We start from the raw sequence: 15,871 nt of genomic DNA, 5'->3' as shown, positions 1-15,871 counted from the left end.
TCCAGGGTAGGCGGTCGCAGCTCCGACGGACACCAGATGCCCGCCCTGGTTGCGCTGGACGTCCTGGTCCAGCCCGGGTCATTGCGCTACGGTATGCGTAGCGCGATGAGTCAGCCCGATCGTCCTCGCGACCGCATACCGGTGCAACAGCCTGAGGAGGTGGACCGTGCCCACCGTCTCCCGCCGCGTCTCCCGTGCCCAGCTGATGAGTGACCGCATCCTCGACGCCGCCCTCGACCTCATGCGTGCGCGCGGGTCCGTCGCGGTCAACATCGAGGCCGTCGCCGAGACCACCGGGGTCGCGAAGACGACGATCTACCGCCGCTACCGCAACCGGTCCGAACTCCTCACCGCGGCCGTTGCCCGGGCCATGGCGACGCCCGTCGAGATCCCGGCGGACCTGCCCACGTACGAGACCTTCACCTGGCTGCTCCACGAGGCTCGCGCCATGATCGAGGACGTCGTCGGCCGCGGCACGATCGCCTCGATCCTGCTGCAGGACGACCCGGAGTTCTCGACGCTCCTCCGAGACCTCACCCGCAACCGCGCGCGTGCGCTCTCCACCCTCGTCGACGAACGGATCGCGACGGGCGACCTCAAGCCGGGTCTCGACGGCAGACTCGTCGCGACCCTCCTCCTCGGCGCGGTGCTCGGCCAGCTCGTCCGTGGCGCCGACATGGACGACGACTGGGCCGACCAGGTCCTGTCGGTCCTGTGGCCGGCGCTCGAGGCATGACGGCGGCGCGGAACCCGCACGCAGCGGTCGTCTACAACCCCACCCGCATCAACCTCGAACGGGTCCGACGGATCGTGGACGAAGCCGCAGCATCGGCCGGCTGGGGCGAGAGCACCTGGATCGAGACACGCGAGCACAGCACAGCTGTCGACCAGGTGGCGGAGGCCCTCGACGGCGGAGCATCCCTCGTCATCGCCGCGGGTGGCGACGGCACCGTGCGTGAGGTCGCCGGGGCGATGCGTCACACGAACACCCCGTTCGCGGTCGTCCCGGTGGGCACCGCCAACCTCTTCGCACGGAACGCCGGGATCCCGATCGACACGGTGGCCGCCGTCCGTGTCGCCTTCACGGGCGAGCAACGGCCGATCGACGTCGGGCTGATCGAGTACCGCACGCCTGAAGCCGTGCAGCGCAAGACGCCCTTCCTCGTGATGACCGGCTTCGGCGTCGACGCGGACATGGTGGCCTACGCCGACCCCGCGCTCAAGCGCCGCTTCGGCTGGATCGCCTACGTCGTGCCCATCATCCGCGGCCTCTTCCGCCGGGATCGACCACGCGTCTCGTGGAAGGAGGACGGCGGCCCCATCGCGAGCGGCCGGATGCACACGATGTTCATCGGCAACTGCGGCACCGTCTCCGCCGGCCTCGAAGTGCTGCCGGACGCGCTGCTCGACGACGGCATCCTCGACGTGCTCATGGTCCGCTCGCTCGAAGGCTGGGACGGCGTGCGGGTCACGCGCTGGCTGCACCGCGCGAACAACCCCGTCGCCAGGATCAAGAAGGCCCGAGGCACGGAGAACTCCGACGCACCCCCGAGCGCGGTCGACACGGCACAGGAGGCCGGCGGTGCGCTCCACTACCTGCGCGTCGGCCGGATCGACGTGCGGGTCTCACCGGCGGCGGAGTTCCAGGCCGACGGCGACGCCATCGGCCCCGTGACCGCCGCGCGCGTCACCGTCGATGCCGGCTCGCTGCTCGTTCGCCTGCCCGCGACGACGCCGCGGACGGCGCGACTCGGACGGACCTGAGACGACCGCCCATCGACAGGCTCAGCGACCGGAGGAACCGGCCCATGGGCCACTCCTGCCGGCCACCGAGCCTGTCGAGGTGCTAGTCGACGAGGATCTTGCCCGGGTTGAAGTTCGACCCCGGGTCGGCGCTGTCGAAGAGTCCACGCATGATGGCGACACCCTCCGGAGAGATGTCCTGCTCCATCCACGGCGAGTGCTCGCTGCCGACGGCGTGGTGGTGCGACAGCGTCGCACCGTGGTCGACGAACGACTGCTGGATCGCCGACTTCACCTGCTCGTACTCGCCGATCGGGTCGTCGCCGGTGATGAACGCGAAGGTGAAGTACAGGCACGCGCCCGAGTGGTATGAGTGCGACAGGTGACACATGATCCAGCCGTGCACCCCGAGCTTGTCGTACGCGGCGTTGGCGGCGTCGTTCGCAGCGTCGTAGACCTCCTGGAGACGAGACCACGGTGCTGCCGTCTCCGACACGTCCGCCGCGGCTCCGCGGTCCAGCAGGAAGTCGCGCAGGTACGGGGTGTCGAACTTCTTCTGGTCGTACATGGCACCAGGGCCCTTGCCGACGCCGATCCCACCGTGCTTGCGGACGATCGCGCCGACGAGGTGCTTCTCGTAGCGGACGTGCGACGCCGAGCCCTCATAGCCGATGAACGACAGGCAGAGCTGCTCGAGGTCCCAACCGCGCGCGGTGAGCACCTTCATGAGGCCCTTCGTGACCTGCGCGGAGACGCCCGTCGACGCCTTGCGGGTGGCCAGCGAGAAGCCGCTCTCGCGAGCGTTCGACACGCGCGTGACCGACGGGCTGGCGTCGCTCTCGGCGATCTCCTGCATGGCGGCGAGACCCGCCTCCCAAGTGGGGAAGAAGTAGCCGAGCACCTCCCTGACGGCCGGCACGCGGTGGACCTGCACGGTGACCTCGGTGATGATGCCGAGGCGCCCCTCGCTGCCGATGATCATCTCGCGGACGCTCGGTCCGGTCGAGGCGCTCGGCACCGGGCGGATGGCGACGATCCCGTTGGGGCGCACCATGCGGAGACCCTTGGTGATGTCGGCGATGTCACCGTACTTGTCGGACTGCATGCCGGAGGAGCGGGTCGCGACCCAGCCACCGAGCGTGGAGTGCGTGAAGCTGTCTGGGAAGTGCCCCATCGTCCAGCCCTTGGCTCCGAGCTGCTCCTCGATGGACGGGCCCTGCGCTCCGGCCTGGATGGTCGCCAGACCGGAGCCCTCGTCGATCGACAGCACGCGGTCGAGGCGCCCGAGGTCGAGCGAGATGATCACGCGGGTCTCGGTGGGCTGCGGGTCGAGCGAGCCGGCGATGTTCGTACCGCCACCGAACGGGATGATGACGGCGTCCGCTGCGACAGCGGCGGCGACAACGGATGCGACCTCGGCCTCGTTCGCGGGGTACACGACCACGTCGGGGGTGCGCGGCAGGTGGTTGGCGCGGATCCGGAGGAGATCGCGGATGCTCTTCCCGTAGGTGTGGACGACGCGGTCGAGGTCGTCGACGACGACGTGCCCCTGACCGACCAGCGTCGACAACTCGGCGATGAACGACTCCGGGGCGATCGAGGCGGGGACCGTGAGCTCGTCGAAGTCGAGGTGCGGCTGGGCCGGCTTCCGGAGGTCGAGTCCGACCGCCTGCTTCACGAACGGCGCGAAGTCCGGCTTGTTGCTGTGGTTGAAGGCGACGCCTTCGACTCCCCAACCCCACCACTTCATGTGCTCCACAGACGTCATCCGGCTTCCTTTCGTGGTGTGTCGATCGATACGGCGGCTCCCGGCTCTGCCGAGGCGCGCAGGGCGACGATCTCGGCGACGACGCGGTCCATCAGTTGGACCGGTGTCTCGTTGGGCTGCGGGTGGATCGGGCGGCCGAAGACGACCTTGACACGGGGTCGTCCCGGGACAGGCCAGTTGCGCCCCTTCGGCATGGCCGAGTGCGTGCCGAGGACGGCGACCGGGAGGCACGGGATGCCCTGGCGGGTGGCGAGGGCGGCGGCGCCCGGCTTGAAGCGTCCGAGCTCGCCGGTCCGCGATCGTCCGCCCTCAGGGAAGATCAGGATCGGCACGCCGCTCTCGAGGAGCTCGCGGGAGACGCCGGCGCGCTTGCGGTCGCCGGAGCGGTCCACCGGGAAGGCGTTGAAGAACAGTGCGGCGAACCAGCGGCGGGCCGGAACGTCGAAGAAGTAGTCGGCGGCGACACCGGCTGCAAGGTAGCGCGACAGTCGCCGCGGCATGGCGCCGACGACGAGCGGTGCGTCGAGGTGGGACTGGTGGTTCGCCACGACGATGAAGGTGCCTTCCACGGCTGCGAGCCGTTCCCGTCCGGTCACCGTGACCCTGGTGAGCGACCAGACGAGCGGCTTCAGCAGCATCCGTTGGGCGACGAAGCGGGCGCTGGCGTGCGCTGCGGAGGTGAACCGCGTCTCTGCGGTCATCGGCGGGCTCCTGACTGGGCGGCGGCGGTCGCTGCACGGCGACTCGAGGACATGCGACCGGAGATCCAACGGATCGAGGAACGCGGAGCGAACTTCACGAGGGTCATGAGGGCTTTGAAGCGGAAGCTCGGGATGGAGACGACGACACCACGGCCGGCGTCGCGGAGCGCGTCGGCCACGAGCCGGTCGACGTCGATCCACAGCCCCGCGGGGATGGACCGCGTGCTGATGCCGGCGCGCTCGTGGAACTCGGTACGGACCCAGCCGGGGCAGAGCGCCGTCACGCGGACACCGGTGCCCGCCAGTTCGACCGCGAGGGCCTCCGTGTAGGTGGTGACGAAGCGCTTCACGGCGGAGTAGCCGCCGGTGGTGATGTACCCGGCGGTGCTCGAGACGTTGATGATCGTGCCGTGGCCGCGCTCGCGCATGGCTCGTGCCGCGGCACCGGAGAGCACGGTGACGCTGCGGACCATGACCTCGATGGCGTTGTCCAGCTCGGTCGTGTCGGGATCGGTCAGGCGCGCATGCACACCGAACCCTGCGTTGTTCACGACGACCTCTATGGGCGAGGCCGGGTCCTCGATTCGGGCGGCGAGCTTCGCGACGTCGGCACGGTCAGAGAGATCCGCTGCGATGACCTCGACCGTGCGGCCCGTGGCGCGGAGCTGCTCGGCGGAGCGCTCGAGCCGGTCGGCGTCCCGTGCGACGAGGATGAGATCGAAACCGCGCGCGGCGAGCGCCGTCGCGAATGCGGCGCCGATGCCGGACGTGCCACCCGTGACGAGAGCTGAAGCCATGGGGATCAGAATACGCTACGCGTTGCGTATCGTTGCAAGCTACAGTGATGAGGTCGGATCGTCACGGAACGGAGACGCCATGGTGAACCGGGAATCGCCGCTCGAGGCGGGCACTGCCGCGCTCGACGGCGCCGAGCAGGAGAGCGAACTGCTGCGCCCCGCCCACGACTTCAGCGTGCGCGACTACGCGAAGTCGGCCGTCGGCAGCCGCCGGAAGGACATCGACGTCGAGGCCTTCGCAGCCACGCCGCTGAGCGCCGAGACGGTCGCCCTGCTGCGCGCGCTGTCCGACATCGAGCGAGCGACCATGCAGTATCTGCGCGGAGTCCTCGTGACGCCCACGCACAAGGACGCCCGCGTCACCGCGTTCCTGATCACCTGGGCGTACGAGAAGTACTGGATCACCGACACGCTCGACACCGTCCTCAAGGCGAACGGCACGCCACGCATCACTGGCCGCACCAAGAACCTCCGCAGCCGGTTCCGCGGGTTCCGCGACCGCTTCGCCCCCATCGGTCAGGCCGTCGTCGCGAACGTGCTCGGCGAGGACATCATCGCCTGGCACATGACGATCGGCACGGTCGACGACCTCATCACCCGCGCCGCGTACGCCTCCGTGCGCGAACGTGAGCCGCATCCCGCGCTCGACCGACTCATCGACGAGATCCTCGAGACGAAGGCACGCCATCTGGTGTTCTTCGAGGCGCAGGCGCGCGACCGCCTCGCCACCTCCCCGCGAGCGCAGGGCATCACCCGCCGCCGCATCCGCAGCGCCGTCTGGCCCACGGGCTCCGATGCGCACGGCCCCCAGCAGACCGCGCGGTTCGCCGCGCTCGTCTTCCGCAGCACCGCCACCTGGAGCGACCCGGCCGTCACGGCCATCGACGCATCGATCGATGCGCTGCCCGGACAGTCCGGCCTCCATCTCGCCGCCAAGCTCGCCCGCCGTGGACGCCACGGAAGCCTCGAGGAGAACCGATGACCGACGCCCCCACCCCTGACGCCGTGGAGCAGACCGACACCACGCCGGCGGCCTTCACCCCCGACGCCCTCGACGGCGCCCACGTGCTCGTCACCGGCGGCACCGGCTTCCTCGGCCAGGCCGTGCTCGAGCGCATCCTCGCCGACCACCCGACGACCCGCGTGAGCCTCCTCATCCGGAAGAAGGGCTCGGTGGCCGGCAGCGCCCGCCTCCAGACGCTGCTGCGCAAGCCCGTCTTCAAGGCCTGGCGCGAGCGCGTCGGTGCTGAGGCCGCTGCGGCGATCGTCGCCGAGCGGGTCTCGGTGATCGAGGGCGGACTCGACGACATGGCGTTGCCGGCAGACCTCGACGTCGTCGTCCACAGCGCATCGACCGTCTCCTTCGACCCGCCGATCGACGAAGCCTTCGCCACGAACGTCGGCGGCGCGACGACGCTGTACGCGGCTCTCGCGAAGAGCGGAGCGACTCCGCACGTCGTGCACGTCTCCACCGCCTACGTCGGCGGTACCCGCAAGGGCATCCAGCCGGAGCGCAGCCTCGTCCACAGCGCTGACTGGCGCGTCGAGGCCGAAGCCGCCCGCTCAGCGCGCATCCGTGCCGAGGAGTCGTCACGTCGCCCGGAGGTGCTCAAGAAGCTCATGGCGAACGCTCGCCGCGAGAACGGCAAGGCCGGCCCGCAGGCCGTCTCGAGCGCAGCCGAGGCCGCACGCATCGCGTGGGTCGACAGCCGCCTCGTCGCCCACGGGCGCGCGCGTGCCGAGAGCCTCGGCTGGACCGACGTCTACACCTTCACGAAGGCGCTCGCCGAGCGCGTCGCCGAGGAGCGCTGGGCCGGCACCGGCAACCGCCTGTCCGTCGTGCGTCCGTCCATCATCGAGAGCGCCCTCGCGCACCCGTTCCCCGGGTGGATCGACGGCTACAAGGTGGCCGACCCGCTCATCATCGCCTACGGTCGCGGCCAGTTGCCCGACTTCCCCGGCCTGCCGGACAGCGTGCTCGACATCATCCCCGTCGACTTCGTCGTCAACGCGATCCTCGCGGCAGCGCAGACGCCCCCGGAACCATCCGCCGCCCGGTACTTCCATGTGAGCTCCGGCGCGAGCAACCCGCTGCCGTTCCACAAGATGTACCAGAACGTGCACAGCTACTTCTCCGAGCACCCGATCCCGGCCGACGGTGGCGACATCAGCGTCCCCACCTGGAACTTCCCGGGCGGCCGCGCGATCGAGCGCTCGATCGACCGCCGGCAGAAGGCGACGACGGCAGCCGGTCGCATCGTCTCCCACCTGCCCGCGAACAGCCGGACGCGTGGGTGGCAGGACCGCATCCGCAAGGCGTCGAGCGACCTCGGTTCCCTCCGCGACTTCACCGGCCTCTACCGCTCCTACGTACAGAGCGAGATCGTCTTCGACGACCAGCGCACCCGCGAGCTCCACGCGTCCCTGCCCGCCGACCAGCAGGCTGATCGCGGCTTCGACGTCACGACGATCGACTGGGACGACTACTTCCAGCGCATCCACTTCCCGGCCGTGACGACGCTCACCCGGGCGTTCGCGAACCGGAAGGCGGGAGCCGCGAAACAGCAGAAGATCCTGCCGGTGCGCGACGACGTGCTCGCGGTGTTCGACCTCGAGGGCACCGTGCTCGCCTGGAACCTCATCGAGCAGTACCTGTGGCTGCGTCTCGCTGCGACCTCCCGTTCCCGCTGGCCGATCGAGATCGCCGCGCTCGGCGCCTCCATGCCCGGCTACATCGGTGCGGAGCTCCGCGACCGCGGCGAGTTCATCCGCACCTTCATGCGGCGCTACGAGGGTGTCGACGTGGCACAGCTCGAGAAGATCGTGCGTGGCGGCTTCGGCAAGGCCGTCCGCGCGAGGCTCCTCCCCCAGGCGCTCGAACAGATCGCCGCGCATCGCGCCGCCGGACACCGCACCATCCTCGTGACCGGCACGATCGACCTGATGGCCGCCCCGCTCGAGCCGTTCTTCGACGAGGTCGTCGCCGGCGCCATGCACGCCGAGAACGGCCGCCTGACGGGCTACCTCGACGCACCCCCGCTCGTCGACGAGGCGCGCGGCGCGTGGCTCACGCAGTACGCGGAGCAGCACGGCATGGACCTCGCGCACTCCTACGGCTACGGCGACTCGCACGCCGACCACGCCTGGCTGCAGCTGCTCGGCAACCCGGTCGCCGTGAACCCCGACCACCGTCTGTACACGCTCGCGCAGGCGAACCGCTGGACGGTGAGAGAATGGGCCCGAACCACCGGAGGCGTCCGCTCCGAAGACGAACTGACCCGCGCACCGCGCCCCGCTGAGCCGAGAGGAGAGCGGACGGCCGAGGACACGATCCCCGACCGCCCCACCGCACATGGCGTTTGACATCGACAAGTTCACCGAGACGAGCGTCTCGGTGAACTGGAGCGACCTCGACTTCGACGAGTTCAAGACGAACCCGTTGCCCGCTTCCACGCTCCGCAGCCTCCGCTACATGTGCGACATCGAGTACCACACGGTCTGCTACCTCCGCGACATGCTCATGACGCCGTCCCACGAGGACGACGACATCGGTGCGTTCATGACGATGTGGAACCGCGAGGAGTTCTGGCACGGTGAGGCGCTCGCCGCCGTGCTCGCCGCGCACGACATCACGGTCGACTTCGACGAGCTGAAGGCCACGCGTCTGAAGCTCGGATGGAAGGACCGTCTGGACCCGATCAAGCAGTCGATCCTCGGCAACCTCGTCGGCACCGACTTCATCGCCGTGCACATGAGCTGGGGTGCCGCGAACGAGTGGTCTGCGACCGCCGCCTACACGCGCCTCGCACAGCTGGAGCGCCACCCGGTGCTCTCCGTGCTCCTCAAGCGCATCGCGAAGCAGGAGACCCGCCACGTGGCCTTCTATGCGAGTCAGGCCCGTGCCCGACTCGAGTCGTCGAAGAGCGCCCGCCGGCTCACCCGCTTCCTGCTCCGCAAGGTGTGGGGTCCGGTCGGCTCCGGTGTCATGCCGGACTCCGAGGTCACTCACGTGATGGGTCACCTGTTCGGCGACGCCGACGGCCTCGACGAGGTGCGGCGCATCGACAGCCACATCGCGAAGCTCCCGGGCATGGAGGGTCTCACGATCATCGAGAACTCCCTGCGCGTCCGGGGCGTCGCCGCCTGACCTGCCTCCGTTCCGCCTGTTCAGAATTCAGGGAATCCTGCGCCGGCTGCCGTGAAACCGGCTCTCCACGAGCGGAAAACGGACATTCGCGCGGGGTTCCGCACGGATTCCCTGAATTCTGAATCTCAGCGCTGGGAGATGATGCGGGCGCCGTGCACCGGACCGTGCGCGCGGATCGCCTTCAAACCGGAGGACGCGAGCGTGACCTGCAGCTCGAGGGCGTCGTCGGCGTCGCCGGCGAGGAACGCGATCGTGGGGCCCGATCCCGACACGAGGCTGCCGAGCGCACCCTCGGAGTCTCCGAACTCCAACACCTCACCGAGGACGGGACGCAACTGCAGCGCAGCGGCCTGGAGGTCGTTGAACATGACCTCGCCCAGCAGATGGGCGTCGCCGGCCCGGAGCGCCTGCAGGACGGCCGTGTCGACCGTCGGTTGCGTCCCTGCGGGCGAGATGTCGAGCACGTGGCGGGCGCGATGCGCGTCGAGCTCCTGGTAGACCTGCGGCGTCGACATCCCGAAGTCGGCGAGCGCCAGCACCCACTCGAAGGTGCCCTTCGCGAGGGCGGCGCTCAGCTGGTCACCACGACCGGTGCCGACGGCCGTCCCGCCCAGCAGGGCGAACGGGACATCGGCACCGAGGCGGGCGGCGAGCGCCAGGAGTTCGTCACGGCTCCGTTCCGTGCCCCAGAGGGCGTCGCACGCGAGCAGGGTGGCAGCGGCATCGGCGGAGCCGCCGCCCATCCCACCGGCGACGGGCACGTGCTTCTCGATCTCGAGCCGCACGCCTCCCTTGTAGCCGGTGCGCCGGGCGAGCGCCTTCGCCGCGCGGATCGCCAGGTTGCTGGAGTCGGTGGGTACGCCGGAGACGTCGACCGAGCCCGTGAACGACACGCTGAAACCGTCGGCCGGGTACGCGTGGACGTCCTCGTACAACGAGATCGCCTGGTACGCGGTCGCGACGTCGTGGTAGCCGTCGTCCATGACGTCGCCCACCTTGAGGAAGACGTTGATCTTCCCCGGGGCTCTCACGTGCACGTGGTCGAGGCTGGCCGTGGTGGTCATCCCTCCAAGTTAGCCGATCCGCCGACTGCCCCCGACCGCTCGATCATTTGTCGGACGAGTCGGCCCAGATGTTGACGTCGGCGCCCTCGGCGAGGCGATCGATCTCGGCCAGTTCCTCGGCGTCGAAGGCCGGCCCGTCGAGCGCGGCGAGGTTCTCGTCGAGTTGCTCGGGACGCGAGGCACCGATGAGCGCGGAGGTGATGGCCGGGTTGTTGAGCACCCACGCGAGGGACATCTGGGCAAGGGTCTGACCGCGGCGCGCGGCGATCTCGTTCAGAGCGTGCAGGCGGGTGGACATCTCCTCGCTCACCTGGCGGTTCGGCAACGACGGACGGTTCGTGGCACGCTCCGCCGGGCCGTCGCCCAGGTACTTGTCCGTGAGGAGTCCCTGGGCGAGCGGGACGAACGCGATCGCGCCGAGGCCCGTCTCGGTCAACACCTCGGTGAGGCCGTCCTCGACCCACCGGTTGAGGATCGAGTACGACGGCTGGTGGATGACGAGCGGTGTGCCGAGCTCGCGAGCGACAGCATGGGCGGCGGCCGTGCGCTCCGCCGAGTACGACGAGATCCCGACGTAGAGCGCCTTGCCTGAGCGCACGATGGCGTCGAGTGCCCCGACGGTCTCCTCGATGGGCGTGACCTCGTCGACTCGGTGCGAGTAGAAGATGTCGACGTAGTCGAGGCTCATGCGCTCGAGCGACTCGTCGAGACTCGCCGTGAGGTACTTCTTCGAACCGAAGTTGCCGTACGGGCCCGGCCAGAAGTCGTAGCCCGCCTTCGAGGAGATGATGAGCTCGTTGCGGTACGCACCGAAGTCCTCACGCACCATCCGACCGAAGTTCGTCTCAGCGGACCCGTAGGGCGGACCGTAGTTGTTCGCGAGGTCGAAGTGGGTGATGCCGTGGTCGAACGCATGCCGCAGCAGCGCGCGCTGGGAGTCGAACGGACGGTTGTCGCCGAAGTTGTACCAGAGGCCCAGCGAGATGGGCGGCAGGAACAGCCCTGAGGTGCCGACCTGCCGGTACGAGGTGTTGGAGTACCGCTCTGGCGACGCTGCGTAGGGGCGGTGGATGTCGGGGACGTTCGTGGGGAAGCGCGGATCTGTGCTCATGCACCCAACGCTAGCGCCCGGCGCGCACGATCGACAGGAAGTCGTGGACGGTCAGTTCCTCACCGCGGGCGGTCGGCTTGACGCCGGCCGCCTCCATCCGGTCCGTCGCCGCCTGCGAGCTGCCGAGGACGCCGCCGAGTGCCTGGCGGAGCATCTTCCGGCGCTGCTGGAAGGCCGCGTCGATGAGCGCGAAGGTCTCGACCCGCTCTTCCTCGGTGCCGATGACGTCGCTGCGCCGCTCGAAGCCGACGAGGACGGAGTCGACGTTGGGGATCGGCCAGAACACCTGGCGGCTCACCTGGCCGGCGATCCGCCAGGCGCCGTACCACGCGGCCTTCGCGCTCGGGGCACCGTAGACCTTGCTGCCGGGGACCGCGGCGAGGCGGTAGCCGACCTCCGCCTGGACCATGACGACCCCGGCGGTGAGCGAGGTGAAGTGCTCCAGGAAGTGCAGGAGGACCGGCACGGAGATGTTGTAGGGGAGGTTCGCGACGAGCCGGTTGGGTTGCGCGGGGAGTTCGACGATGCGGAGCGCGTCCTCGTGCACGACCGAGAGGCGATCGATCATGCCGGGCGCCATCTGGCCGACGGTGATCGGCAGCTGCTTGGCGAGCCTGCCGTCGATCTCGACCGCGACGACGCTCGCGTCCGCTTCGAGCAGGCCGAGGGTCAGCGAGCCGAGGCCAGGGCCGATCTCGACGACGACGTCACCGGGGGCGACATGGGCGACGGAGACGATCTTGCGGACGGTGTTCGCGTCGATGACGAAGTTCTGACCGAGCTTCTTCGTCGGTGTCACATCGAGCAGGGTGGCGAGATCACGGATCTCGGCTGGGCCGAGCAGTGAGACGGAAGCGGTCATCCCCCCAGTATCCCCGATCGCAGACCCCCAGCGCGGTGCGCTGGACCGAGCGCACCCCGCTGGCGAGAGCACGGGCCTCCCGAGCGGCGCGCTCGAGCCAGCGCATCGCGCTGGCCGAGGCCGTATCCACGTTTGCCGCAGCTTCCGAGTCCGTCAGGCGGGGGCGACATCATCGACCAGCGACTGCGCCGCGAGACGCACCGTCGCGACGACCACCGCCCGTCGCCGCGCCGCGCGACCCTCGTCCCTCGCGACCATCAGGCCGTCGAGCTCGGGAAGGACCGCCCAGGCGTCGCAGAGCGCGATGATCGTGAGCAGGAGGTCTGCGGCGTCCTCGCGCGAGACGCCGGGCAGTGCTTCGAGCGTCCGGTCGATCTTGCTGCGGCAGCGGTCAGTGCGTTCGGCGCGGTCGACCACGTGGTCTCCGCGCTCGAGCCCCTCCCAGAACACCAGCCGCGGCAGGACCGCGTCGGCCTGATGGTGGTCGAAGAGCCGCCCCGCGTACGCGGCGAGGGCCTCGGGGCCGCTTCCTTCGATCGGGACCTCGTCCATGACCCGGCGGAGCTGGCTCGCGATCACGACGTCGAAGAGCTCGTCCTTGCGCCCGAAGTACTGGTAGATCCGTTCCTTGTTGACTCCCGCTTCGGAGGCGATGCGGTCGACACGGGCTCCCGCGAGTCCGTTGGCGCAGAACTCCGCCGTCGCCGCGTCCAGCAACAGGCGTTTGGTGCGCTCCGTATCCCAGGCCATGCGGCGAGTCTAACTGAATCCAACCGTATAGTTGCAGATTGACGGGAACGGGTCTACGGTGATCCCAGCCCCGAAAGCAACCAGTCAGTTGGAGATCCATTGAGCGAGCAGACCGCCACCGCGAGCACCCCGACGGCACCGCATGTGCCGCACCTGCCCCACATCCCATCGACGCATCTGCGCGCCGTGATCACCTGGCTCGCGATCTTCCCCCTCGTCGCCCTCGGGATGACGCTGCTCGCGCCGGTGAGCAGCGACTGGCACCCCGTCCTGCGCGCGTTCGTCCTCACCCTCGTCGTCGTGCCGCTCGCCGTGTACGTCGTCGTCCCCCGCTTGATGCAGGGGTACGGCGCACTGCGTCGTCGCTCACTCGCTCGGCGCCGCTGACGCGAGCCGCTCGGTCCAGCGCACCGCGCCGGCGGGAGTCAGGCGGGCGGGGTCACCAGGGGCCGTAGACGCGCTCGGTGTTCTCGGCGACGGTCGCGGCGAGCGCGGCGACGTCCTCACCGAGGTGGTCGGCCATACCTCGGAGCGTGTAGGGCAGCAGGTACGGCGCGTTCGGCCGACCGCGGAACGGCGACGGCGTGAGGTACGGCGCATCGGTCTCGACCATGATCAGCTCGCGCGGGATGATCGACAGCGCCTCCCGGAGCGGCGCCGCGTTCTTGAACGTGACCGTCCCGGCGAACGAGGTGTACCACCCGTGTTCGGCGCACACCCGTGCGAGCTCTCGACCGCCGGAGAAGCAGTGGAAGACCGTGCGCTCAGGAGCACCGACCCGCAGCAGCGTCTCGACGACCTCGTCATGCGCGTCGCGGTCGTGGATCTGCAGGGCGATGCCGTGACGCTTCGCGATCGCGATGTGCTCCTCGAACGACGCGAACTGCGCAGCGCGGCCGTCTTCCTCCGTCCGGAAGAAGTCGAGGCCCGTCTCGCCGACGGCACGCACGCGCGGTTCGGCAGCAAGCCGGTCGATCTCCGCGAGCGCCTCGGCGAGCGCACCGCGACGCTCGAGCTCCGGTGCGTCGTTCGGGTGGATGGCGACCGCCGCGAGCACCCGAGGGTCGCGAGCGGCCAGCGCAGCAGACCACCGCGAGGTCTCGACGTCGGTACCGACCTGCACGATGCCACGCACCCCCACCGCCGCCGCACGGTCGAGGTGCTCATCGGGGGTCAGGGGGGCGTCGCCGTCGGCGTGTTCGAGGTGCGTGTGGTTGTCGTACACCGCGAACGGCAGGGGTGCGGGCGCTTCAGGGAAGCTCAGCTGCTTGCGCTCCCCCGCTTCCCGCTGCCGCAGGTGCGGTTGCGCCTCGCCTCCGCCCGTCATTCGGCGACGGCCTCGATCCGTGGGAAGAGCGGCTCGAGTCCGTTCACGGCAGTGCCGGCGGGCAGCTGACCCCAGTTCCCGACGTCGGTGATGCGCTGCGCACCGAGCGCACCGAGCGAGTCCTCGGCGCCGAGAGCGGCCCAGAGCTTCGTCGTCGCCTTCGGCACGAACGGGTGCAGCAGGACGGACAACGACCGCAGCCCCTCGACGGCCGTGTACAGCACCGTGCCGAGACGCTCACGCTTGGCATCGTCCTTCGCGAGAGCCCAGGGCTCCTGCTCGGTGATGTAGCCGTTCAGCTCGTCGACGATCTTCCAGATGGCCGCCAGCGAGTCCTGGATGGCCAGGCGCTCGATCGCGGCGTTCGCATCGACGACCGCGGTCTGGACGGTCTGCTGGATCGCGAGGTCGGACGCCTCAGCGGGACCGCTCGGCGGGACGACGCCCTCGAAGTAGCGGGTGACCATGGCGATGACGCGTGAGGCGAGGTTGCCGAAGCCGTTCGCGAGTTCCGCCTGATAGCGCGCCGAGAGATCCTCCCAGCTGAACGACCCGTCCTGCCCGAAGGCGATGGCGCGCATGAAGTAGTAGCGGAACGCGTCCGATCCGAAGGTGTCGGTGATCTCGCTCGGCGCGATGCCCGTGAGCTTCGACTTCGACATCTTCTCGCCACCGACGAGCAACCAGCCGTGGCCGAAGACCCGCTTCGGGACCTCGATACCGGCAGCCATGAGCATGGCGGGCCAGATGACCGCGTGGAAGCGCAGGATGTCCTTGCCGACGATCTGGGTCGCCGGCCAGCGCTCAGCGAAGGCCTCGTCGTCGGAGCCGTACCCGGCAGCGGTGATGTAGTTCAGCAGCGCGTCGAACCACACGTAGACGACGTGGCTCTCGTCCCACGGCACCTTGATGCCCCAGTCGAAGGTCGACCGGGAGATCGAGAGGTCCTTGAGGCCCTGGCGGACGAACTGGATGACCTCGTTGCGGGCCGACTCGGGCTGCACGAAGTCGGGGCGCTCCTCATAGAGCGCGAGGAGACGCTCGGCGAAGTCGCTCATGCGGAAGAAGTAGTTGCTCTCCTGGAGCAGTTCGACGGGCTTCGAGTGGATCGCGCAGACGAGCTGGCCGACGTACTCGCCGGTGCCCTGCACGAGGTCGCTCTCCTGCTTGTACTCCTCACAGCCAACGCAGTAGTAGCCCTCGAACTCGCCGGTGTAGATGAACCCGGCGTCGTACAGGCGCTGCAGGAACAGCTGCACGTTGGTCTCGTGACGCTCGTCCGTGGTTCGGATGAAGTCGTCGTTGGAGATGTCGATGGTGTCCAGCAGTGGGTACCACGACTCGCTGACGAGCTTGTCGGCCCACTCCTTCGGCGTGACCCCGTTCGCGGTCGCCGTGCGGAGGATCTTCTGGCCGTGCTCGTCCGTACCGGTGAGGAACCAGGTGCGGTCGCCCGCCTGGCGGTGCCAGCGCGCGAGGACGTCGGCCGCCACCTCCGTGTACGCGTGCCCGATGTGGGGCGCATCGTTGACGTAGAAGATGGGCGTGGTGATGTAGAAGGAGCTGCCGTCGGCCATGGGGTCAATCCTAGGACGAGCGGA

15 protein-coding genes are annotated in these 15,871 nt (G+C 69.3%); 6 read left to right on the top strand and 9 right to left on the bottom strand.

The genetic code is table 11. From position 1 onward, the window contains the following. Positions 1-166 precede the first annotated feature (166 nt). Complete coding sequence (locus KXS11_RS02450) at positions 167-736, top strand: TetR/AcrR family transcriptional regulator (RefSeq protein WP_437383857.1); 570 nt, start codon at positions 167-169, stop codon at positions 734-736. Beyond that, positions 733-1,764 (top strand): diacylglycerol/lipid kinase family protein, encoded by a 1,032-nt coding sequence (locus tag KXS11_RS02445; RefSeq protein WP_437383856.1) that lies wholly within the window; start codon positions 733-735, stop codon positions 1,762-1,764. The genes KXS11_RS02450 and KXS11_RS02445 overlap by 4 nt, the downstream gene beginning before the upstream one ends. Before the next feature lie 82 nt (positions 1,765-1,846). On the opposite strand, the gene KXS11_RS02440 is transcribed toward KXS11_RS02445, so the two are convergent. From KXS11_RS02440 to KXS11_RS02430, 3 genes are read right to left on the bottom strand one after another with little or no spacing between them, the layout of a single operon-like run. Next, positions 1,847-3,511 carry an FAD-binding oxidoreductase gene (locus KXS11_RS02440; RefSeq protein ID WP_437383855.1) on the bottom strand — a complete coding sequence of 555 codons (1,665 nt, stop codon included), beginning with the start codon at positions 3,509-3,511 and terminating at the stop codon, positions 1,847-1,849. Continuing rightward, positions 3,508-4,212, bottom strand: coding sequence for a lysophospholipid acyltransferase family protein (locus KXS11_RS02435; protein ID WP_437383854.1), 705 nt, complete (start codon positions 4,210-4,212; stop codon positions 3,508-3,510). The genes KXS11_RS02440 and KXS11_RS02435 overlap by 4 nt, the downstream gene beginning before the upstream one ends. After that, a complete protein-coding gene (locus KXS11_RS02430; RefSeq protein WP_437383853.1) occupies positions 4,209-5,009 on the bottom strand; it encodes an SDR family NAD(P)-dependent oxidoreductase in 801 nt (266 codons plus the stop codon). Before KXS11_RS02430 ends, KXS11_RS02435 begins: the two co-directional genes overlap by 4 nt. A 79-nt stretch (positions 5,010-5,088) precedes the next feature. Here KXS11_RS02430 and KXS11_RS02425 point away from each other — a divergent pair, with 79 nt between their 5' ends. From KXS11_RS02425 to KXS11_RS02415, 3 genes are read left to right on the top strand one after another with little or no spacing between them, the layout of a single operon-like run. Beyond that, on the top strand, positions 5,089-5,991 hold the full coding sequence (locus KXS11_RS02425) for a hypothetical protein (RefSeq protein ID WP_437383852.1): 903 nt from the start codon (positions 5,089-5,091) through the stop codon (positions 5,989-5,991). Further along, entirely contained in the window at positions 5,988-8,372 is a 2,385-nt protein-coding gene (locus KXS11_RS02420) for an SDR family oxidoreductase (protein ID WP_437383851.1), read from the top strand. The genes KXS11_RS02425 and KXS11_RS02420 overlap by 4 nt, the downstream gene beginning before the upstream one ends. Next, a complete protein-coding gene (locus KXS11_RS02415; RefSeq protein ID WP_437383850.1) occupies positions 8,362-9,156 on the top strand; it encodes a ferritin-like domain-containing protein in 795 nt (264 codons plus the stop codon). Before KXS11_RS02420 ends, KXS11_RS02415 begins: the two co-directional genes overlap by 11 nt. 125 nt (positions 9,157-9,281) lie before the next feature. Here the strand turns inward: KXS11_RS02415 and KXS11_RS02410 are convergent, their stop codons facing one another. The 4 genes from KXS11_RS02410 to KXS11_RS02395 all read right to left on the bottom strand — a co-directional run bounded on the left by KXS11_RS02410 (position 9,282) and on the right by KXS11_RS02395 (position 12,943). Beyond that, positions 9,282-10,220 (bottom strand): 4-(cytidine 5'-diphospho)-2-C-methyl-D-erythritol kinase, encoded by a 939-nt coding sequence (locus KXS11_RS02410; RefSeq protein WP_437383849.1) that lies wholly within the window; start codon positions 10,218-10,220, stop codon positions 9,282-9,284. A gap of 43 nt (positions 10,221-10,263) precedes the next feature. Further along, positions 10,264-11,331, bottom strand: a complete 1,068-nt coding sequence (gene mgrA, locus KXS11_RS02405; RefSeq protein ID WP_437383848.1) for an L-glyceraldehyde 3-phosphate reductase — start codon at positions 11,329-11,331, stop codon at positions 10,264-10,266. Positions 11,332-11,341: 10 nt separating this feature from the next. Continuing rightward, positions 11,342-12,193, bottom strand: coding sequence for a 16S rRNA (adenine(1518)-N(6)/adenine(1519)-N(6))-dimethyltransferase RsmA (gene rsmA / locus KXS11_RS02400; RefSeq protein ID WP_437383847.1), 852 nt, complete (start codon positions 12,191-12,193; stop codon positions 11,342-11,344). A gap of 153 nt (positions 12,194-12,346) precedes the next feature. Further along, on the bottom strand, positions 12,347-12,943 hold the full coding sequence (locus KXS11_RS02395; RefSeq protein WP_437383846.1) for a TetR/AcrR family transcriptional regulator: 597 nt from the start codon (positions 12,941-12,943) through the stop codon (positions 12,347-12,349). A 99-nt stretch (positions 12,944-13,042) separates the two neighbouring features. Here KXS11_RS02395 and KXS11_RS02390 point away from each other — a divergent pair, with 99 nt between their 5' ends. Next, the gene (locus KXS11_RS02390; protein ID WP_437383845.1) at positions 13,043-13,330 is read left to right on the top strand and encodes a hypothetical protein; all 288 of its coding nucleotides are present in this window, start codon (positions 13,043-13,045) and stop codon (positions 13,328-13,330) included. Between the two features lie 52 nt (positions 13,331-13,382). On the opposite strand, the gene KXS11_RS02385 is transcribed toward KXS11_RS02390, so the two are convergent. Both KXS11_RS02385 and metG read right to left on the bottom strand, forming a co-directional pair. Continuing rightward, entirely contained in the window at positions 13,383-14,270 is an 888-nt protein-coding gene (locus tag KXS11_RS02385; protein ID WP_437383844.1) for a TatD family hydrolase, read from the bottom strand. Beyond that, positions 14,267-15,847 (bottom strand): methionine--tRNA ligase, encoded by a 1,581-nt coding sequence (gene metG, locus KXS11_RS02380; RefSeq protein ID WP_437383843.1) that lies wholly within the window; start codon positions 15,845-15,847, stop codon positions 14,267-14,269. The genes KXS11_RS02385 and metG overlap by 4 nt, the downstream gene beginning before the upstream one ends. Between the last annotated feature and the right edge of the window lie 24 nt (positions 15,848-15,871).

The organism is Plantibacter flavus (genome assembly GCF_051487245.1).
Taxonomy (GTDB): domain Bacteria; phylum Actinomycetota; class Actinomycetes; order Actinomycetales; family Microbacteriaceae; genus Plantibacter; species Plantibacter flavus_B.
The sequence above is the reverse complement of the archived record's forward strand: the minus strand, read 5'-3'. Positions and strand labels throughout refer to the sequence as shown.